At 53.9% G+C, this 20,697-nt stretch carries 20 protein-coding genes; 11 read left to right on the forward strand and 9 right to left on the reverse strand.

What is annotated here, in order from left to right:
• Positions 1-87 precede the first annotated feature (87 nt).
• From folE to mglC, 6 genes are all read left to right on the forward strand, one after another.
• Entirely contained in the window at positions 88-756 is a 669-nt protein-coding gene (gene folE, locus ACOTX1_RS01515) for a GTP cyclohydrolase I FolE (RefSeq protein ID WP_003859328.1), read from the forward strand.
• A gap of 18 nt (positions 757-774) precedes the next feature.
• The gene (gene yeiB, locus ACOTX1_RS01520) at positions 775-1,932 is read left to right on the forward strand and encodes a DUF418 domain-containing protein YeiB (protein ID WP_023314543.1); all 1,158 of its coding nucleotides are present in this window, start codon (positions 775-777) and stop codon (positions 1,930-1,932) included.
• Between the two features lie 155 nt (positions 1,933-2,087).
• Positions 2,088-3,110: an HTH-type transcriptional regulator GalS gene (gene galS / locus ACOTX1_RS01525; protein ID WP_023314542.1), complete on the forward strand. Its 1,023-nt coding sequence runs from the start codon at positions 2,088-2,090 to the stop codon at positions 3,108-3,110.
• Between the two features lie 294 nt (positions 3,111-3,404).
• A complete protein-coding gene (gene mglB / locus ACOTX1_RS01530) occupies positions 3,405-4,403 on the forward strand; it encodes a galactose/glucose ABC transporter substrate-binding protein MglB (protein WP_003859322.1) in 999 nt (332 codons plus the stop codon).
• Positions 4,404-4,482: 79 nt separating this feature from the next.
• Complete coding sequence (mglA, locus tag ACOTX1_RS01535) at positions 4,483-6,003, forward strand: galactose/methyl galactoside ABC transporter ATP-binding protein MglA (RefSeq protein ID WP_003859320.1); 1,521 nt, start codon at positions 4,483-4,485, stop codon at positions 6,001-6,003.
• A 15-nt stretch (positions 6,004-6,018) separates the two neighbouring features.
• Complete coding sequence (mglC, locus tag ACOTX1_RS01540; RefSeq protein ID WP_023314541.1) at positions 6,019-7,029, forward strand: galactose/methyl galactoside ABC transporter permease MglC; 1,011 nt, start codon at positions 6,019-6,021, stop codon at positions 7,027-7,029.
• Positions 7,030-7,067: 38 nt separating this feature from the next.
• On the opposite strand, the gene ACOTX1_RS01545 is transcribed toward mglC, so the two are convergent.
• The 6 genes from ACOTX1_RS01545 to ACOTX1_RS01570 form a co-directional block, all read right to left on the reverse strand.
• Complete coding sequence (locus ACOTX1_RS01545; RefSeq protein ID WP_003859317.1) at positions 7,068-7,505, reverse strand: helix-turn-helix transcriptional regulator; 438 nt, start codon at positions 7,503-7,505, stop codon at positions 7,068-7,070.
• Positions 7,502-8,851: a type II toxin-antitoxin system HipA family toxin gene (locus ACOTX1_RS01550; RefSeq protein WP_023314540.1), complete on the reverse strand. Its 1,350-nt coding sequence runs from the start codon at positions 8,849-8,851 to the stop codon at positions 7,502-7,504. Before ACOTX1_RS01550 ends, ACOTX1_RS01545 begins: the two co-directional genes overlap by 4 nt.
• Before the next feature lie 134 nt (positions 8,852-8,985).
• Complete coding sequence (gene sanA, locus ACOTX1_RS01555; protein WP_003859314.1) at positions 8,986-9,696, reverse strand: outer membrane permeability protein SanA; 711 nt, start codon at positions 9,694-9,696, stop codon at positions 8,986-8,988.
• Between the two features lie 127 nt (positions 9,697-9,823).
• The gene (gene cdd, locus ACOTX1_RS01560) at positions 9,824-10,708 is read right to left on the reverse strand and encodes a cytidine deaminase (protein ID WP_023314539.1); all 885 of its coding nucleotides are present in this window, start codon (positions 10,706-10,708) and stop codon (positions 9,824-9,826) included.
• Positions 10,709-10,836: 128 nt separating this feature from the next.
• Entirely contained in the window at positions 10,837-11,532 is a 696-nt protein-coding gene (locus tag ACOTX1_RS01565) for a CidB/LrgB family autolysis modulator (protein WP_003859310.1), read from the reverse strand.
• Positions 11,529-11,924, reverse strand: coding sequence for a CidA/LrgA family protein (locus ACOTX1_RS01570; RefSeq protein WP_003859308.1), 396 nt, complete (start codon positions 11,922-11,924; stop codon positions 11,529-11,531). Before ACOTX1_RS01570 ends, ACOTX1_RS01565 begins: the two co-directional genes overlap by 4 nt.
• Before the next feature lie 168 nt (positions 11,925-12,092).
• On the opposite strand from ACOTX1_RS01570, the gene dusC reads away from it, so the two are divergent.
• The 3 genes from dusC (at position 12,093) to ACOTX1_RS01585 (ending at position 15,582) form a co-directional block, all read left to right on the forward strand.
• Complete coding sequence (dusC, locus tag ACOTX1_RS01575) at positions 12,093-13,028, forward strand: tRNA dihydrouridine(16) synthase DusC (protein WP_023314538.1); 936 nt, start codon at positions 12,093-12,095, stop codon at positions 13,026-13,028.
• A 332-nt stretch (positions 13,029-13,360) separates the two neighbouring features.
• Entirely contained in the window at positions 13,361-14,767 is a 1,407-nt protein-coding gene (gene mdtQ / locus ACOTX1_RS01580; RefSeq protein WP_023314537.1) for a multidrug resistance outer membrane protein MdtQ, read from the forward strand.
• A gap of 50 nt (positions 14,768-14,817) precedes the next feature.
• Positions 14,818-15,582: an SDR family oxidoreductase gene (locus ACOTX1_RS01585; protein ID WP_022651513.1), complete on the forward strand. Its 765-nt coding sequence runs from the start codon at positions 14,818-14,820 to the stop codon at positions 15,580-15,582.
• 56 nt (positions 15,583-15,638) lie between these two features.
• On the opposite strand, the gene ACOTX1_RS01590 is transcribed toward ACOTX1_RS01585, so the two are convergent.
• Entirely contained in the window at positions 15,639-16,211 is a 573-nt protein-coding gene (locus ACOTX1_RS01590) for a DedA family protein (RefSeq protein WP_023314536.1), read from the reverse strand.
• 157 nt (positions 16,212-16,368) lie between these two features.
• Between ACOTX1_RS01590 and ACOTX1_RS01595 the strand changes: the two genes are divergently transcribed.
• The gene (locus tag ACOTX1_RS01595; RefSeq protein WP_003859296.1) at positions 16,369-16,956 is read left to right on the forward strand and encodes a Yip1 family protein; all 588 of its coding nucleotides are present in this window, start codon (positions 16,369-16,371) and stop codon (positions 16,954-16,956) included.
• 167 nt (positions 16,957-17,123) lie between these two features.
• On the forward strand, positions 17,124-18,047 hold the full coding sequence (pbpG, locus tag ACOTX1_RS01600; RefSeq protein ID WP_015572329.1) for a D-alanyl-D-alanine endopeptidase: 924 nt from the start codon (positions 17,124-17,126) through the stop codon (positions 18,045-18,047).
• A gap of 96 nt (positions 18,048-18,143) precedes the next feature.
• Here the strand turns inward: pbpG and ACOTX1_RS01605 are convergent, their stop codons facing one another.
• Together ACOTX1_RS01605 and dld are read right to left on the reverse strand one after the other, a co-directional pair.
• The gene (locus ACOTX1_RS01605) at positions 18,144-18,698 is read right to left on the reverse strand and encodes a GNAT family N-acetyltransferase (protein ID WP_003859289.1); all 555 of its coding nucleotides are present in this window, start codon (positions 18,696-18,698) and stop codon (positions 18,144-18,146) included.
• 102 nt (positions 18,699-18,800) lie between these two features.
• Complete coding sequence (gene dld / locus ACOTX1_RS01610; protein ID WP_003859288.1) at positions 18,801-20,558, reverse strand: D-lactate dehydrogenase; 1,758 nt, start codon at positions 20,556-20,558, stop codon at positions 18,801-18,803.
• Positions 20,559-20,697 lie beyond the last annotated feature (139 nt).

Here is a 20,697-nt window from a genome sequence, read left to right on the forward strand (position 1 = left end):
CTGGATTATGTGCGTCGCCTCACGCACAATGAGCGCACACTTTTGCCACAACGAGGGCAAAAGACGCCACACCTGCAGGAGAAAAGAATGTCATCACTCAGTAAAGAAGCAGCCCTTGTCCATGAAGCGCTGGTTGCGCGCGGTCTTGAAACGCCACTGCGCCCGCCCGTGCAGGAGCTGGACAATGTTACCCGCAAGCGTCTGATCGCCGGCCATATGACGGAGATCATGCAACTGCTGAATCTCGATCTGAGCGACGACAGCCTGATGGAGACGCCGCACCGCATCGCGAAGATGTACGTCGACGAAATTTTCTCCGGCCTGGATTACGCGAACTTCCCGAAAATCACCGTCATTGAAAATAAGATGAAGGTCGATGAGATGGTGACGGTACGCGATATCACGCTGACCAGCACCTGCGAGCATCACTTTGTGACCATCGATGGTAAAGCGACGGTGGCCTATATTCCAAAAGATACGGTCATTGGCCTGTCCAAGATCAACCGCATCGTGCAGTTCTTTGCCCAGCGTCCGCAGGTGCAGGAACGTCTGACGCAGCAGATCCTGACCGCACTGCAAACCCTGTTGGGGACTAACAATGTGGCGGTGTCTATCGACGCGGTGCACTACTGCGTGAAAGCGCGCGGCGTGCGTGATGCTACCAGCGCAACCACCACCACTTCGCTGGGCGGCCTGTTCAAATCGAGCCAGAACACCCGCCAGGAGTTCCTGCGCGCCGTGCGTCACCACAACTAATCAGACAGGGCAGGGACCATGGAGCGAAACGTCACGCTCGATTTTGTTCGCGGCGTCGCCATTCTCGGTATCCTGCTGCTGAATATCAGCGCCTTCGGTCTGCCGAAGGCCGCCTATCTGAATCCTGCGTGGTATGGCGACATCACGCGTAGCGACGCCTGGACGTGGGCAATCCTCGATCTCTTTGCACAGGTGAAATTCCTGACCCTCTTTGCGCTTCTGTTTGGCGCGGGACTTCAGCTTCTCCTCAAACGCGGTACGCGCTGGATCCAGTCGCGTTTAACGCTGCTGGTTATCCTCGGTTTTATTCACGGGCTGCTTTTCTGGGACGGCGATATTCTGCTCGCGTATGGTCTGGTGGGCCTGATTTGCTGGCGGCTGATCCGCGACGCACCCGGTGTGAAAAGCCTGTTTAACACCGGCGTGATGCTCTATGTCATGGGACTGGCCGTGTTATTGCTGCTTGGCATGATTGCCGATGATTCCACCAGTCGTTCATGGATCCCGGATGCGGCCAACCTGCAATATGAGCAGTTCTGGAAGCTGAAAGGCGGCATGGAAGCGATCGGCAACCGGGCCGATATGCTCGGCGATAACCTGCTGGCGCTGGGCGCGCAATACGGCTGGCAGCTGGCGGGGATGATGCTGATGGGTGCAGCCCTGATGCGCACCGGCTGGCTGAAAGGGGAATTTAGCCTGCGACACTATCGTCGTACGGGTGCAGGGCTGGTGCTGCTCGGCGTGATCATCAACCTCCCGGCGGTGATGATGCAGTGGCATCTACAATGGGATTACCGTTGGTGTGCGTTCCTGTTGCAGGTGCCGCGCGAACTGAGCGCGCCGTTCCAGACCATTGGCTATGCGGCGCTGATCTATGGCTTCTGGCCCCAGCTTTCTCGCCTGTGGATCGTCAGTGCGGTGGCCTGCGTTGGGCGGATGGCGTTAAGCAATTACATCCTGCAAACGCTGATATGCACCACGCTTTTCTACCGATTCGGCCTGTTTATGAAATTCGATCGCCTGACGCTACTGGCGTTTGTTATTCCGGTCTGGATTGTTAACGTGGTGTTTTCAGTTGTCTGGCTGCGTTTTTTCCGTCAGGGCCCGCTGGAATGGGCATGGCGACAGTTAACCGCTCGTGCTTCGGACGTGTCATTGCGTAATACATCCAGATAACGATCTGGATCACAATCATTAACAAAACGGATGTAAGCGTTTTCATCTGTGTGAGCTTCTTCACGTAGTCTCCTCTCTCTCGCTGCCAGAATAGCCACCTTGCTAAACACAGGGGGTGTCTGTGAGTTGCTGCAATCCTTTAAAGGGTGGTGAATATGATCACCATTCGTGACGTCGCCCGCCAGGCGGGTGTTTCTGTTGCTACTGTCTCCCGTGTGCTGAACAACAGTGCGCTGGTCAGCCCTGAAACGCGTGAAACCGTAATGAAAGCCGTGACCCAGCTGGGGTACCGGCCAAACGCCAATGCCCAGGCGCTGGCGACGCAGGTCAGCGATACCATTGGCGTAGTGGTGATGGACGTGTCGGACGCCTTCTTCGGCGCGCTGGTCAAAGCGGTGGATGTGGTTGCCCAGCAGCACCAGAAATATGTGCTGATTGGCAACAGCTATCACGAGGCTGAAAAAGAGCGTTATGCCATTGAGGTACTGATCCGCCAGCGCTGTAACGCCCTGATTGTGCACTCAAAAGCCCTGAGCGATGAAGAGCTGGCCGGGGTTATGGAGCAGATCCCCGGCATGGTGCTGATCAACCGTATCGTCCCCGGCTACGCGCATCGCTGCGTCGGTCTGGATAACATCAGCGGCGCGATGATGGCGACGCGGATGCTCATCAGCAACGGCCATCAGCGCATAGGTTATCTGGCTTCCAGCCACGGTATTGAAGACGACATGATGCGCCGCGAGGGCTGGCAAAACGCCCTGAAAGAGCAGGGCATTGCGCCGCTGGAGAGCTGGGTAGGTACCGGTTCGCCGGACATGCAGGGCGGTGAAGCGGCAATGGTTGAACTGCTGGGGCGTAATCTTCAGCTGACGGCCGTGTTTGCCTATAACGACAGCATGGCGGCAGGTGCGCTTACCGCGCTGAAAGATAATGGCATTGCGGTACCGCAGCATTTATCGCTGATCGGTTTTGATGATATCCCCATTGCCCGTTACACCGATCCGCAGCTGACAACGGTACGTTATCCCATTGCGTCGATGGCGAAACTGGCGACAGAGCTGGCGTTACAGGGGGCGGCTGGGCTGTTAGATCCTGACGCAACGCATTGTTTTATGCCGACTTTAGTACGCCGCCATTCGGTCGCTATCCGGCAAACTGTGGCTCCGATCACTAACTGATAACATCACGTGATGTAACCGTTTTCAATCTGTGAGTAAATTCACAGTATCTTAACAAGTCGCTGTCTATGATGTCAGCGTTTTAGGGGCTGAAACACAATGTAACGGTGATTATTCACTTTTACCGTTATCACAATGCCTCAAACAACGAATAAAACGCATTTCTGGAGCGTTACCGAACACGGAAGCTGGACATTTATAAGTGAACTTCGGCGATCAGTAACGTTTTATTAACATCTGCCCGCCGACCGTTTTTCACAAGAACTACCCTGCATAAAAAAAACCGGAGATACCATGAATAAGAAGGTGTTGACTCTGTCTGCTGTCATGGCAAGCATGCTTTTTGGCGCAGCAGCACACGCAGCGGATACCCGTATTGGCGTGACTATCTATAAATACGACGATAACTTCATGTCCGTTGTGCGTAAAGCAATTGAAAAAGATGCTAAATCAGCGCCAGACGTGCAACTGCTGATGAATGACTCCCAGAATGACCAGTCCAAACAGAACGATCAGATTGACGTTCTTCTGGCAAAAGGCGTGAAAGCGCTGGCTATTAACCTGGTTGACCCGGCTGCGGCAGGCACGGTGATCGAGAAAGCGCGCGGCCAGAACGTGCCAATTGTCTTCTTCAACAAAGAACCTTCCCGTAAAGCGCTGGACAGCTACGACAAAGCGTATTACGTGGGTACCGACTCCAAAGAGTCCGGGATTATCCAGGGCGATCTGATTGCGAAACACTGGGCGGCGAACCCAAACTGGGATCTGAACAAAGATGGTCAGATTCAGTTCGTTCTGCTGAAAGGCGAACCGGGCCATCCAGATGCTGAAGCACGTACCACCTACGTTATTAAAGAGCTGAACGACAAGGGCCTTAAAACCCAGCAGCTGGCGTTAGACACCGCAATGTGGGATACCGCTCAGGCGAAAGATAAGATGGACGCGTGGCTGTCCGGCCCTAACGCCAACAAAATTGAAGTGGTCATTGCCAACAACGATGCGATGGCAATGGGTGCGGTAGAAGCGCTGAAAGCACACAACAAATCCGCGATTCCTGTATTCGGTGTGGATGCCCTGCCAGAAGCGCTGGCGCTGGTGAAATCTGGCGCTATGGCCGGTACCGTACTGAACGATGCCAACAACCAGGCGAAAGCCACCTTCGATCTGGCGAAAAACCTGGCCGATGGTAAAGGTGCCGCTGACGGGACTAACTGGAAAGTTGACAACAAAATCGTTCGCGTTCCTTACGTGGGCGTAGACCAGTCCAACCTGGCTGAGTTTATCGGTAAATAAGTTATCTGCATTGTCTTCACTGGGCGCAATTCGTTGCGCCCTTTTATAACGCGATATGCGAGGCCAACAAGGTATAATTATGGTCAGCACAACTACTCAGTCGTCCGGTGAATACTTGTTGGAAATGACCGGTGTCAATAAGTCATTCCCCGGTGTTAAGGCGCTCGATAATGTTAATTTAAAAGTTCGTCCTCACTCTATTCATGCATTAATGGGTGAAAACGGTGCGGGTAAATCAACATTATTAAAATGCCTTTTTGGGATCTATCAAAAAGATTCTGGCAGCATTCTTTTTCAGGGAAAAGAGATCGACTTCCATTCAGCGAAAGAAGCGCTGGAGAACGGTATCTCGATGGTACACCAGGAATTAAACCTGGTCCTGCAACGTTCAGTTATGGATAATATGTGGTTGGGTCGTTATCCAACCAAAGGTGTCTTTGTCGATCAGGATAAAATGTATCGCGACACCAAAGCCATTTTTGATGAGCTGGATATTGATATCGACCCGCGCGCCCGCGTCGGGACATTATCCGTTTCCCAGATGCAGATGATCGAAATTGCCAAAGCGTTCTCCTATGATGCGAAAATTGTGATCATGGATGAACCGACATCGTCATTAACGGAAAAAGAGGTTAACCACCTTTTTACCATTATTCGTAAGCTGAAAGATCGCGGCTGTGGCATTGTCTATATCTCACATAAAATGGAAGAGATCTTCCAGCTGTGCGATGAAATCACCATCCTGCGCGACGGTCAGTGGATTGCCACCCAGCCGCTGGAAGGGCTGGACATGGACAAGATCATCGCCATGATGGTTGGCCGTTCTCTGAACCAGCGCTTCCCGGATAAAGAAAACAAGCCAGGCGAAGTGATTCTGGAGGTGCGTAACCTGACCTCGCTGCGTCAGCCGTCTATCCGCGATGTCTCTTTCGATCTGCACAAGGGGGAGATCCTTGGTATCGCAGGGCTGGTGGGCGCTAAGCGCACCGATATCGTGGAAACCCTGTTTGGTATCCGTGAGAAAGCCGAAGGCACCATTACGCTGCACGGTAAGAAGATCAACAACCACAACGCCAACGAAGCCATTAATAATGGCTTTGCGCTGGTGACGGAAGAGCGTCGTTCTACCGGTATTTACGCTTATCTGGATATTAACTTTAACTCGTTAATTTCTAATATACGCAATTACAAAAACAAAGTCGGGCTGCTGGATAATTCCCGCATGAAGAGCGATACCCAGTGGGTGATTGACTCCATGCGCGTGAAAACGCCGGGCCACCGCACGCAAATTGGCTCACTTTCGGGAGGAAACCAGCAGAAAGTCATTATTGGTCGCTGGCTATTAACCCAGCCTGAAATTCTGATGCTGGATGAACCTACGCGCGGTATCGACGTGGGTGCAAAATTCGAGATTTACCAGCTTATCGCAGAGCTGGCGAAAAAAGATAAAGGGATCATTATTATTTCTTCCGAAATGCCGGAATTGTTAGGGATCACAGACCGTATTCTGGTTATGAGCAATGGTCTCGTTGCCGGTATTGTTGAAACCAAAACGACAACGCAAAACGAAATTTTGCGTCTTGCGTCTTTGCACCTTTAAGATCAGGGGCTCCTCATGAGTGCGTTAAATAAAAAAAGTTTTCTCACTTATCTGAAAGAAGGCGGTATTTACGTTGTTCTTTTAGTCTTGCTGGCGATTATTATTTTCCAGGACCCTACGTTCTTAAGTCTGCTGAACTTGAGTAACATTCTGACTCAGTCTTCCGTACGTATTATTATCGCGCTTGGCGTGGCGGGGCTTATCGTTACCCAGGGGACTGACCTTTCGGCAGGGCGCCAGGTGGGTCTGGCGGCGGTCATTGCGGCGACCCTGTTGCAGTCGATGGAAAACGCCAACAAGGTATTCCCTGAGATGGCGACAATGCCGATTTTTGTGGTGATCCTGATCGTGTGTGCCATCGGCGCGGTAATTGGCCTGATTAACGGCATCATCATTGCTTACCTGAACGTGACGCCATTCATCACTACGCTTGGCACGATGATCATCGTTTATGGTATCAACTCCCTGTACTACGATTTCGTCGGCGCGTCTCCAATCTCTGGCTTCGACAGCGGCTTCTCGACCTTCACGCAGGGGTTTGTTGCGCTCGGCAGCTTCCGTCTCTCCTATATCACCTTCTATGCGCTGATTGCGGTGGCATTCGTCTGGATCCTGTGGAACAAAACCCGCTTCGGTAAAAACATCTTTGCTATCGGCGGTAACCCGGAAGCGGCGAAGGTCTCCGGGGTCAACGTGGCTCTGAACCTGCTGATGATTTATTCCCTGTCCGGGGTCTTCTACGCCTTCGGCGGGATGCTGGAAGCAGGCCGTATCGGCTCTGCAACCAACAACCTCGGCTTTATGTACGAACTGGATGCGATTGCGGCCTGCGTGGTTGGCGGCGTCTCCTTCAGCGGCGGCGTGGGTACCGTGCTGGGCGTGGTGACCGGTGTGATCATCTTCACCGTTATCAACTACGGCCTGACCTACATCGGTGTGAACCCGTACTGGCAGTACATTATCAAGGGTGCGATCATCATCTTCGCGGTTGCCCTTGATTCACTGAAGTACGCGCGTAAGAAATAAGCGCTGGAATGAAAGAACCCGCAGCGATGCGGGTTTTTTTATGAGAAAAGTGAAGCGATAAGCGATTTTGAAACGGGCACTAGTCCGGTTTGAAGCCCAAAGGGTTTAAAGATTTTATTTATGACGTCAGCGGAATAATTGCCTCTGTTATTTTCTACATCCGACAATGTTTTCCGGGATACGCTGACCAGCTTTGCATATTCATCCTGCTTCAGCCCTAACACCTCGACCCTGAGCCTTTTCAGCGCCTCTCCCTGTGTGATTTTCCCCAGCAAAATGTCCCGTATGGCTGCATGCAGTACAGCCTGGCGATCGAGAGTACTAATCCGCGTTAAGCCTTGTGTAACGCGTTGCCTCTTCACTACCGATGGCTTATCCGGCTCTTCCGCCTCGTCATGATGTCGCTTTTTATTTACGCTGCGTACTTGAGCTAATGTCTGTAAAAGCTCTGATTCAGCTTCATTAGGTGTTTTCATAATAAACCCCAACGGGAAAGTTTATCCGGGATGTAGCGAAAACCCATCGCGGGCATTTCCATTATCTGTTCGGGAACGCCTCGCGCCGCCAGCCTTTCCGGGAGATCAATAAGCTGAACGGCTGTTTCATGCAGAGCATCAAGTAATGTTGCGGGAGGGATCCACTCCGCCAGCGTTTGTGCGATAGTGTTGAAATTATAATCCCCCCCTGATTCGCAAGATAATGACCACTTCAGGGTTCTTGGTATCCCTTCAGGATCGGCTTTCATCGGCGCAAAGTCATATACAGGGGAGAGCATAATTTGATTTTCAGCCTTCACAAAGGCGGTATTTCGCCCATGGTTGTCACTATTTCCAAAAATAATATTTAGCAGATCGCGACGCACCCATTCTGTTACAAATCCCGGAATATCAAAATGATAACCCTGCTGCTGGACCATATGGCTGGAGGTGATTTTATTAATTAACGCGCGCAACGTTGTCTCATGATCAAGGAGGGTGCCGGGTGCCTTTTGTAATAGCGAATACACCGATTCCATACCCAGCCTGACCAGTTGGTCCTGCTCATTTCTCACTATGTCGAAACGCGGTAACCACAGAGACGGGTAATGGCTACCTTCTTCAAGGCGCATTGTTTCCACTGGGATCGTGGAAAAACCCATCGCGTTAAGCTCATGATAATAATGGAATTCAGCTCGCAGAATATTACAATCCACTTCTGTCCTGTTACCGCGTGGATATTTAACCAAATAATAGCGGTCCCGGTTATCCGGCTCGTTTTGCCAGGTATCGATCCAGATGGCATCAGTTTCACTACAGCGCAGCAAAAGTTTAGGCGCTTCACCGCCAGCACCGGTTGCACCACCCGCCGCCGCGCCTCTTTCCTGGGCATAATCCAGAAAATCGGCCGCACGATCGATGACGTCCGCAACCGTAAACGTTTTAGTGCTGGCGAATTTATTCCATTCTGGGACGGATTCCTTTATGCGCAAATTCCCCACAGGGGACATTGTGCCAAATTTCAGCAATAAGAAATTTTGCTGGCCAACGGGTAACTCACTGATGTCGAGCGCATTAATCCAGTAACGGCGGCTTGCTCCGGCGGGAATGATATCGTCGATAAATCGCAGCCAGCCCGGTTGGCCATGGTCATCAAAAAAGAGTGATACAGGGTGATTGACTGAGACTGCGTGAAAATCATCATAGTCGAGAAAATTAATCGCATACTCAGTAAGATAGTCTAACTGCGTGGTATTCCAGTCATTTTTTTCACTTCCAGGATATTTGATGAGAGCGATATCCGTCCATGTTTCGTTCAGATATGCCTGTACGGTTAACGTCTCCATCTCACCTCCATAACGCGACAATGTGTAAAATATTACTCATAGTCAGTGATAAAAACAAGTATTGCTACTTATATCACTCATTAGGTGTCTAAAAAGAGAGTAATGCGTTTTATATCACGCACTGTAGATCTGGATTACTTCTTCTGAATTTCCAGCAACTGCTCCGGCGTTACCGCCGGATAACCCTGCGCATCTTCCGGCACTTCATGCATCGTTGGGATCGGCACCAGCGGGCCTAAAAAGCGCGGTTCACGTTTGAACAGGTACAGGTCAGCCAGCGCGCCGAAACGGGCGCCAAACTCACGCACGCGCACGCTCAGCATATCTTTTGGCGATGGCACCGCATAACACTGCGCCTGAATGCCCATATGCAGGGCGATAAACAGCGCCCGCTCGCAGTGGAAACGCTGGGTAATGATGATGAAATCATTGGTGTCGAACACCTTGCGGGTACGCACGATGGAATCAAGCGTGCGGAATCCGGCGTAGTCGAGCACGATATCGGCCGGGTCGACGCCTGCGGCAATCAGATCTTTGCGCATCGTCACCGGCTCGTTATAGCTTTGCAGCGCGTTATCGCCGCTCAACAGCAGATAGTTCACCTTGCCGCTGTTATAGGCGTTCAGCGCGCCCTGAATACGATACCGGTAATACTGATTTATGACGCCGGTGCGGTAATACTTGGCGGTGCCAAGCACCACGCCAACCTGACGGTAGGGGAGGTCCTGTAGGTCATCAAAAATGTAGGGGGCTGTTTTCCAGCTCATCCAGCGGTCGAGACCCAGCACGATCAACAGCAGTATGCCGACCAGGACAGACAGGCTGTAAAACACGCGCTTTAACATGCAGATGGCTCGTACCGATGATGAAATTTCCCTCAGGCTACTGTACCCGCCTGGTTAGCGCAAGAAACAGCGATTCAACTGAGGGGTTTTTCGTCAGACTGGCGGGCAACTCTGCCCGCCGAACAGATTATGCCAGCAGCACGCGGTCAATGGTTGAACAGCCCAGCGCTTTCAGCGTGGCTGCGGTCGCGTCCCACTGGATCAGCGGCGCATCGGCCTTTTCAGCCAGGATTGCGCGCTGAATATCCGGGTAGTCATACCCGTTCAGGCTAAGCAGGTTCAGGGCGCCCTGAAGCGGAGGCAGCGTCGGGTTAAACGCGGCGTTCTCTGCGTAACTGCCGGTGAAGATGCGGCCGTCGCGGCACTGAAGGGCGACGCCGCTTGGAGATTTGCTGTATGGCGTGTGGCTTTTATTGGCGGCGGCAATGGCCGCTTCGCTCAGCTCATCCCCTGAGAGCGCATAACCGTGGTCCTGCTCGTCCATCAGCAGGGTTTTGATCTCAAGATCTTTCGGGCCGAAAGCATCCGGCAGGTAATCACGCAGCGTATGCGGTGCGCGTCCCGGCAGGTTGATACGCAGTTCAAGACCGCTGTTCAGCTCATTCATAAACTGGCGGCAGTGGCCGCAAGGGGTATAGTTGACGGTGATGGCGCGCAGGGCTTTTTCGCCGCGTAGCCAGGCGTGACTGATGGCGCTCTGCTCCGCATGGACGGTTTGCTGCATGGTCGCACCGAGAAACTCCATGTTTCCGCCGAAGTACCAGGTCCCGCTCACACCGCGCGCAATTGCGCCTACGTTAAAATGGGAAAGGTCAGCGCGGGCGCAGGCAGCCGCCAGGGGCAGCAGGGCGAAAGCCAGCGCGTCTTCGTCCAGCCCCGTTGCCTGTTTAAGCGTCGTGACCTGATTTGCCGTCAGCAGGGCGGGGAAATGCGCATCCGCCAGAACCGGAGCCAGGGCTGATTGCAAATTCTCTGCAAGCTGAGAGAAAGCAGCTTGAAAACGTGGATGCATGACGTTGCCTCATCAAGGTTAATGGATCGGTAGTGTACGGAGCCGTACGGCCTTTATATGTGATACAAATCTCATTATGTGTGCAACTTATGAAATGAAAATGAAATTTGCGCGACGCATCGCAAATTTTAGCCCATTACTGCCAGAATAATCGGGAAGATAAACGGCGCGACCAGGGAAGTGATAATCCCGCAGATCACCAGCGCCAGCGAGCTGAATGCCCCTTCCTGATAATCCAGTTCCGCGCAGCGTGCGGTGCCCAGCGCGTGCGAGGCGGTACCCATCGCCAGACCGCGTGCCGCTTTGGTACGAATTTTCATAATATTCAGCAGCGTATGACCAAACACCGCGCCCAGGATACCGACGAAAATCACGCACACGGCGCTGATGGCCGGAATGCCCCCGATGCTGCCGCCCACGGCCATGGCAATCGGCGTGGTGACGGATTTAGGCAGGATAGAGGCGGCGATCTGCGGCGATGCGCCCATCATTAAGGCCACCGAGGTGCCGGTGATCATCGCAACAAGGCTCCCCACGAAGCAGATGGTTATGATGGATTTCCAGCGTGCGCGGATCTGATGCAGTTGCTCATATAAAGGAAACGCCAGCGCCACCACGGCAGGCTGCAACAAATCGTTAAGGATCTTGCTCCCGGCGAAGTAACGCTCATAAGAAATGCCGGTGAGCAGCAGAAAAGGAATAATCACCACCATGGCGACCAGCAGCGGGTTGAGCAACGGCATTTTGAAACGCACCGCAAGCTTACGCGCAGCAAAGAACACCACCAGGGTTAACGGCAGGGACCACCAGATATTCGCCATCATTTTTTTGTTTTCTCCCCGACGACCTTACGTTCGCCATGCACAATGTGTGAACTCCAGCTGACGACCAGGAAAACCACCAGCGTACTGATGGCGCAGGAGACCACAATCGGGCCGAACTGCGCTTTAAGCACATCGTAATACTGCATAACCCCAACGCCGATAGGCACAAAAAGCAGGGCCATGTAGCGAATGAGAACGAAGCACCCTGGGTTGACCCATTTTGCGGGCAGCACCTGTAATGCCAGCAGTACAAACAGGATCAGCATGCCGATAATGCTGCCGGGTATCGTAATCGGCAGCAGCGAAGCGATAAAAATGCCGGCGTACAGGCAGGCATAAATGAGGACGAAGGCGCGAAGGTATTGCCAGATAGTATTCAGTGATTTGCTCATGGTGAAAGTCCTTGCTGAGACGTATTCATCATACAATTAAACCTGAAAATGTGCCACGGATCACATCATGAATTTTGGGCATACCAGACATTCCGGAATGGAACGCCGGGCTTTCAACATACATAGAGAGCAGCTACTATAGCGCGTCTTTTTTCACAGGTACTCAGAATGCGTGTTTTACTGGCCCCGATGGAAGGCGTGCTCGACTCTCTCGTGCGCGAGCTGCTTACCGAGGTGAACGATTACGATCTCTGCGTGACGGAGTTTCTGCGCGTGGTCGATATGTTGCTGCCAGAAAAATCATTTTATCGTCTCTGTCCGGAACTGCATCGTCAGAGCCGCACGCCGTCCGGTACGCTGGTGCGCGTCCAGCTGCTCGGCCAGTATCCTGAGTGGCTGGCTGAAAACGCCGCCCGCGCGGTAGCGCTTGGTTCGTACGGCGTCGATCTTAACTGCGGCTGTCCGTCAAAGCTGGTCAACGGCAGCGGCGGGGGGGCGACGCTACTTAAAGATCCGGAGCTGATTTATCGCGGCGCAAAGGCCATGCGTGAGGCAGTGCCATCGCATCTGCCGGTGACGGTCAAAGTCCGTCTGGGATGGGACAGCGGCGATAAGCAGTTTGAAATTGCTGACGCGGTGCAGCAGGCGGGCGCCACCGAGCTGGTGGTGCACGGGCGAACCAAAGAGGATGGTTATAAAGCCGAGCGCATTAACTGGCAGGCGATTGGCGAGATCCGCAAACGGCTTACGATTCCGGTGATTGCCAACGGCGAAATCTGGGATTACGAGAGCGCGCAGGCCTGCCTCAAAGAGACCGGCTGTAATGCCGTGATGATTGGCCGCGGTGCGCTGAACGTGCCGAACCTCAGCCGGGTGGTGAAATATAATGAACCGCGGATGCCTTGGGCGGATGTGGTGAAACTACTGCAAAAATACACGCGGCTGGAAAAACAGGGCGATACCGGCTTGTATCACGTCGCGCGCATTAAACAGTGGCTGAGTTATTTGCGTAAAGAGTACGACGACGCGCTGGGATTATTTCAGGAGATCCGTACCCTACAGACGTCTACGGATATTGCCCGGGTGATCCAGTCGAAGTCCTGAGCGAAGTGTGAATAGTTTGCCCGGCGCGGAGCCGGGCAACGGAATCAGAAAATCATCTTGAATACGCCGGTTACCACCAGCAGCCCTATCAGAAATATAATCAAAATAACCCACAATAATATTTTCATTCGCCTCTCCTGCGTATGTCTGTCGAAGTAAGTGTAGCAGTCAATTCATAATAAGCATGAATACATGAAATTAACTCATTGTCTTGGGGAATAAATTTCCGGATATGAAAATGTATAACAATATGCGGATTGCCACGCGTTACTAAAAAACGGAACGTCAGTAAGCGTAAGTTGCGCCTTTATTTTTTTTGAGTTCATGGCGTAATGAAACGTTCTCTTACTTTATCTCTGAGTGCTCCTCTTGTTTTTATGCTGGCCGCCTGCGCGCCGGAACATGCCACGGTGTCACCAGTAAAAACGCAAGCCGCCGCCGCAACTGTAAATACCCAACTGCGTCATGCCGACTGGCCAAAAAGCGAATGGTGGAAAGACTTTAACGACCCCCAGCTCAACGCGCTGATCGACAAAGCGCTGGCGGATGCGCCGGATATGCAAATTGCCCGTCAGCGTATCACCCTGGCGAAAGCCGCTGTCGCTGCTGAGGGTCCACAACTGGATTTTTCCGCAGATGTGGAACGGCAAAAGATGTCGGCAGAGGGGTTGATGGGGCCATTTGCACTGACCGACCCGGAAGAGGGGACCACCGGCCCCTGGTATACCAACGGCACCTTTGGTCTGACGGCGGGTTGGGATCTGGATTTATGGGGTAAAAACCGCGCCCAAATTGAGGCCCGCATCGGTAAGGTGAATGCGCAAAAAGCGGAGCTGGAGCAGACCCGCCAGCTGCTCGCCAGCAGCGTCGCGCGGCTGTACTGGGACTGGCAGACCGAGGCCGCGGTGGGTGACGTGCTCGCGCAGATCAAACGGGAGCAGGAAAATATCATCGGTGCCGATAGGGAGCTTTATCAGCACGGCATTACCTCCTCGGTGGAAGGGGTTGAAACGGATATCAGTGCCAGCAAAACCGATGAACAGCTCGCTGACGTGCACGGCAAAATGAAGGCCATTGAGGCGCGTCTGAATGCGTTGACCAATACCCCTTCAGTCACGCTCGCACGGCATGCCTTACCTGACGCAGAGGCATCGCTGCCATCAACGCTCGGTTATGAACTGCTGGCTCGGCGCCCGGATTTGCAGGAGGCGCACTGGTATATCGAAGCATCCATGAGCGAAGTCGATGCCGCCAGAGCCGCGTTCTACCCTGACATCAATTTGATGGCGTTTTTGCAGCAGGATGCATTGCACCTGAGCGACCTGTTCCGCTCATCTGCGCAGCAAATGGGCGTAACCGCGGGGCTGACGCTGCCAATTTTTGACAGCGGTCGGTTGAATGCGAACCTGGATATCGCCCAGGCGCAAAACAACCTCTCCGTGGCGAACTACAACAAGGCCGTGGTAGATGCCGTAAACCAGGTCGCCCGGACGGCCAGCGAAGTGGAAACGCTGACCGCCAAAAATCAGCACCAGCAGCAGATCGAAAAAGATGCGGCGCGCGTCGTCGCGCTGGCGCAGGCGCGCTTCAGGGCGGGGATCATTGCCGGCTCCCGGGTGAGTGAAGCAAAAATTCCGGCGCTCAAAGAGCGTATTGCCGGGTTGATGCTGAAAGGTCAGTACGTGGATGCCACGCTCCAGCTCACCTCCGCGCTGGGTGGCGGATATCATCACGGCTAACATTGCGCATTATCTATACTTACCTCTTTGCAGATTTTCAGGAGGTGAGTATGACGCGAGTCGCAATTGTTACCGCATCGGATTCAGGAATTGGCAAAACGACGGCCCTGATGCTGGCCGAGCGCGGGTTTGATATCGGGGTGACCTGGCACTCAGATGAGGAAGGGGCGCTGGAAACCTGCCGTGAGGTTGAAGCGCGCGGTCAGCGTGCCGAGGCCATCCATCTCGACCTGGGTACTCTGCCAGAAGGCGCAAAGGCCATTGAAACGCTGATTTCCCGCTTCGGGCGGCTGGACGTGCTGGTTAACAATGCCGGGGCGATGAACAAAGCGCCTTTTCTGGAACTGTCATTTGATGACTGGCGAAACATTTTCACCGTTGACGTGGACGGTGCGTTTCTCTGCTCGCAAATCGCGGCGCGTCAGATGGTGAAGCAGGGGGAAGGGGGGCGGATCGTGAACATCACCTCGGTTCATGAACATACTCCGCTGCCGGATGCCAGCGCCTACACCGCCGCAAAGCACGCTCTGGGCGGGTTAACCAAATCAATGGCGCTGGAACTGGTGCAGCATAAGATCCTGGTGAACGCCGTTGCGCCCGGTGCGATCGCTACGCCGATGAATGATATGGACGACAGCGAAGTGAAAGAAGGCTCAATGCCGGAAATCCCGCTGGCACGGCCAGGGCATACCAAAGAAATTGCCAGCCTGGTGGCGTGGCTGTGTGACAGTGACGCCAGCTACACCACCGGGCAGTCGTTTATCGTTGACGGCGGTTTTATGCTGGCGAATCCGCAGTTTAAGCCGGAAGGGTAGATACCCTTCTCCCTCTCCCTGTGAGAGAGGGGCGGGGTGAGGGCAGCAGGCCGAACTCACTCTTCATCCCGCCGCTTTTCACGATGCTTCAGCCACAGCCGTACCCCAATCACCGCCACAACCACCAGGATCAACCACGCCCAGTGCTTCAGGTGCTGGTCAAGATTATGCAGCCATGGGCCAATCACTTCGCCACCCGCGTAGCCAAGCGTGGTGAAAATCAACGCCCAGGCAATCGCCCCGAGAATGTTCAGCGGCAGAAAGATTTTCGGCGGTAAGCGGCTCGCGCCAATCAATATTGGCCCAATGATGCGAAAGCCGTACATAAAGCGGGTGCCAATCACAAACAGCCAGGGACGTCGCTGGATAAGCCGCTGAGCACGGCGAATTTTCTTTTGATGCCTGGCAAAACGTTGCAAAAGCGTCGGGCCAAAGCGCAGCCCCAGAAAGTAGAGCAGCTGATCGCCAATCATACCGCCCAACGCGACGGCGGCGACCACCAGCGAGAATTTCAGCAATCCCTGGTGTGCGGCCACCCCGCCCAGCAGCGTGATAGTTTCGCCTTCCGCCACGCTGCCGATCACCAGCGCGGCGTATCCATATTGTTCAATAAGACCGTTGATATCCATTACGTAAACGTCGTCTCCCTTACTGTGCCTGCGTTAATCATATACCCCATCCATTAACCGCGCGGCAATCAACAGAAATTTCCCACTGTACATAAAATAATCTAAAGCCTGCATTATACTTAAGCTATCGCTGACGGGCAGACAACAAGGGGGCGTTATGAACCATGTCTGGGGACTTTTCTCCCATCCCGATCGTGAAATGCAGGTCATCCGTAACGAGAACGAAACGGTCGCGCATCACTATACCCACCATGTCCTGCTGATGGCAGCGGTGCCGGTGGTCTGCGCATTTATTGGTACTACGCAGATAGGCTGGAACTTTGGTGACGGCACCGTGGTTCAGCTTTCCTGGTTCACCGGACTGTACCTGGCCATTCTGTTTTATGGCCTGATGCTGGCCGGGGTGGCGGTGATGGGGCGGGTCATCCACTGGATGGCGCGCAACTATCCGCAGCGCCCGTCGCTGGCACACTGTATGGTCTTCGCCGGATACGTCGCGACCCCGCTGTTTTTAAGCGGTATTGTCGCGCTCTATCCACTGGTCTGGCTGTGCGCGCTGATCGGTACGGTTGCCCTCTTTTATACCGGTTATCTGCTGTATGTAGGGGTGCCAACCTTCCTCAATATCAATAAAGAAGAGGGCCTGAGCTTCTCCAGCTCTACGCTTGCCATCGGCGTACTGGTCCTGGAGGCGCTACTGGCCCTGACAGTTATTCTTTGGGGTTATGGATACCGTCTCTTCTAAGTTCCCTGCATTGCTGGCGTAAATGCCAGCAATGCAGCATCTGGTCATGATTCTCCGCTGGCGACAACGCACGGTGACCGCTATGATGCCGAAGCCAGCCTGTGTTTATCCGTCGACACAGGCGGTGTACGTCATAACGTGCGTGAATCATTATCAGAAGTCTCATCATGCTGAAATTTCGAGTGTCACTCCTTAGTCTTGCGCTGCTGTTGGGCGTCTCCGCTACCGCGCCAGCCATCGCCAAAACGACCGCAGTCGCCACCGCTGCTGCGCAACCCCAGATTGCGTCCGGCAGCGCGATGATCGTTGACCTGAATACCAACAAGGTGATCTACGCCAGTCATCCGGATCTGGTGCGCCCGATCGCTTCCATAACCAAAGTCATGACCGCGATGGTGGTGCTTGATGCACGACTGCCGCTGGACGAAAAGCTAAAAGTGGATATCAGCCACACGCCAGAGATGAAAGGGATCTACTCTCGCGTGCGTCTGAACAGTGAAATCAGCCGTAAAAATATGCTGCTGTTGGCGCTGATGTCCTCAGAGAACCGCGCGGCGGCGAGCCTTGCCCACCATTATCCTGGCGGTTACGACGCGTTTATCCGCGCGATGAATGCCAAAGCCAAAGCGCTGGGGATGAAAAATACCCATTTCGTGGAGCCAACCGGTCTGTCGATCCATAACGTCTCGACGGCGCGTGATTTAACAAAGCTGCTGATCGCCAGTAAGCAATACCCGCTGATTGGTCAGCTCAGCACCACGCGTGAGGAGATGGCGACATTCTCGAACCCGGCGTATACGCTGCCGTTCCGCAACACTAACCATCTGGTTTATCGCGATAACTGGAATATTCAGTTAACCAAGACCGGATTCACCAATGCGGCAGGACACTGCCTGGTGATGCGCACCGTATTTAACGGTAAGCCAGTGGCGCTGGTGGTGATGGACGCCTTCGGCAAATATACCCACTTCGCGGATGCCAGCCGCCTGCGTACCTGGATTGAAACCGGGAAAGTGCAGCCGGTGCCGGCTTCAGCGCTGGCGTATAAAAAGCAGAAAGCGGAACAGATGGCGACGGCGCAGAACGATTAGGAAAAAGCAAAACGGTAACGCATGTTACCGTTTTTTATGTTTTCTCCCTCTCCCTGTGGGAGAGGGCCGGGGTGAGGGCACCAGACCGCACTGCGTTTATTCCGGCAGCGTCCAGTCCCCGTCGTTGAGCGGGCGCTGCATCATCACCGTGTCCCGCCAGTCGCCTTTTTTATATCCCACACTTCTGAGCTGACCCACAATTTCGAAACCGTGCTTTTTATGCAGCCGCAACGATCCGGGGTTATTTTGCCCGTCGCCGACCACGGCAATCATCTGCCGCCACGGTCCTTGTTCACAACGGGCGATCAGTGCCTGGAGTAAGGCCGAGCCAAACCCGCGGCCGGTGGTGCTGGCATCCACATAAATGGATTCTTCAAGGGTATAGCGATAAGCCTGGCGTGGACGATAAAACGTGGCGTAGCAGTAGCCGACAACAATGCCGCGATACAGCGCAACCAGCCACGGTAAACCGCTGTCGGTCACGCTCTTCATCCGCTGACGCATCTCATCGACGGTGGGGGGAACTTCCTCGAAGGACGCACGGCCATGAAGCACATGCCAGGCGTATATCGCCGAGATGGCATGCGCATCGTCAGGAAGGGCGTCGCGCACCTCGATTTCAGTTTCGGGGAAAGTTTCTACAGCCGACATGTTCTGCCCGCTCCTTGTTTGGAAAGCCAGAGAAACGTTTCTCTGGCAACAGGCAGATACTCTAGTACGTTTGAGGAGAGCTTAACAATCTCTTAAATTTGGCTATATGAGTTCATCAGAGGCTTGCGTATTGTGCTGCTCTGATTCGGCACTCTCTTTCCAGTATTTCTTCCGCGTTGTCTTACCAATGCCGGGGTTCATACTGTTTGTAGGGTCATTTTTGCGATAAAACTGTTTAAGCGTCTCCGGCGCTTTATACAGGTGTCCCACGTTGTGCTCGGCAGGATATTGCGCGCCACGCTCGTGCAGCAGCGCCAGCATCTGTTCTTTCAGCGCGTGTGCATCAACCCCTTTTTTCACGATGTAATCCTGGTGGAAGACATAGCACATAAAGTGGCCGTAATAGAGCTTATGCACCAGCTTGCTGTCGATCTCCGGCGGCAGATGTTCAAACCACTCGGTATCGTTGCGACGCAGGGCGATATCCAGCGCCAGAATATCCTCCACTTCTTCGGAATGCACCGCCTGATAACGGATAGCGGCACCCGCCGCGGCGAAACGATGCAGGAAGGCTTTGCTGCCTTCTTCCGGCGTGCAGGCAAAGAAATCCCCGTCGGCGGTTTTGAAGAATTCGGTGAGCCAGCTCTGCGCTTCGTCAATTCCGTCCCCGGCCATTTTCAGCAGCAGATGGTGCTCATACTTGTCGCGCCAGGTCTTCATCCGCTCCGGTAAATGCGCCGGGAAGACGTTGCCCAGCTTCTGCATAAAGCGGTCGGTGAAGTGCGGCTTGAACAGCGACACTTTCTCCAGCATCGCATCGGTGCGGCCCTTCATGGTGAAGAAGAACGGCATTTTGTCGGTGCCGAGCTTGTCGATCATCAGGAAGGTATCTTTGCCGTAGCGCTCGGCGATGTCGTAAATGTCCCGGTGCATATACTCGCCCGCCACCGGCAGGTGAGTGAACTCGGCCAGAATGTGACGGCGGATCTCCGTCAGCACCTCCGGCTGATTGGTGCCGATGTAAAACACCTGCTGCTTTTTCTCTGCCGGGAAGGTATCGAGGCGCACCGCAAAAACGGCCAGCTTGCCCGCGCAGCCGGAGGATTCAAACAGGCGATCCGGATCGGCGTTATAGCGCGCCGGCGTATCGGCATTGATATCGCGCACGCGGGTGATGTAATCGTGGTCATGCGCGTGACGGCCATCGTGCTGAACGTCTTCGTCCTTCACGCGGTCATCGTCAAGTTTGCTGAGGATCTGCTCTGGCGTTACGCCCAGATCGATCCCCAGATGGTTAACCAGCGTCAGCTTGCCGTTTTCATCGATACGGGCAAACAGCGACATCTCCGTGTAGGCCGGGCCGCGCTGCACCAGCGAGCCGCCGGAGTTATTGCAGATCCCACCGATCACCGAGGCGCCAATGCACGACGAGCCGATCACCGAGTGCGGTTCGCGACCCAGCGGCTTAAGCGCCTTTTCCAGCGAGTAGAGCGTGGTGCCGGGGAAGGCGAGTACCTGTTCGCCCTTGTCCAGCAGGTGCAGTTTGTCGAGGCGCAGGGTGCTGATAATCACGATGTCACGATCGTAATCGTTGCCGTTCGGCGTGGAGCCTTCAGTCAGGCCGGTGTTAGCAGCCTGCATTAAAATAATCTTGTCTGCCGCAACGCAGGCGCTGAGCACGCGCCACAGTTCGAGCAACGTACCGGGGAAGACCACCGCCAGTGCCTCGCCCTGACCGGAGCGGAAGCCCTTGCGATAGCGGGCGGTTTTAGCCGGGTCGGTAAGCAGGTGAGAGTGACCAACCAGGCGCGACAGTTCGTTAATAAATGTAGTGTTATCGTCAGTTCGAACAGAAGACATCTTCCACTCCTTGTGGTGGGGCAAATTTCTCGCTGTAAAGCATAGCGCGATTAGCCGTTGAGCGGTCGGGTATTCATGAGAAAAATCAGAGAATAACCCTGCAAGGTTTTCAGGCTTTGTGGCACACTGCGCTTTTCGC

The sequence above is a fragment of the Enterobacter cloacae complex sp. IR5401 genome (assembly GCF_049238425.1).
Lineage (GTDB): Bacteria > Pseudomonadota > Gammaproteobacteria > Enterobacterales > Enterobacteriaceae > Enterobacter > Enterobacter hormaechei_C.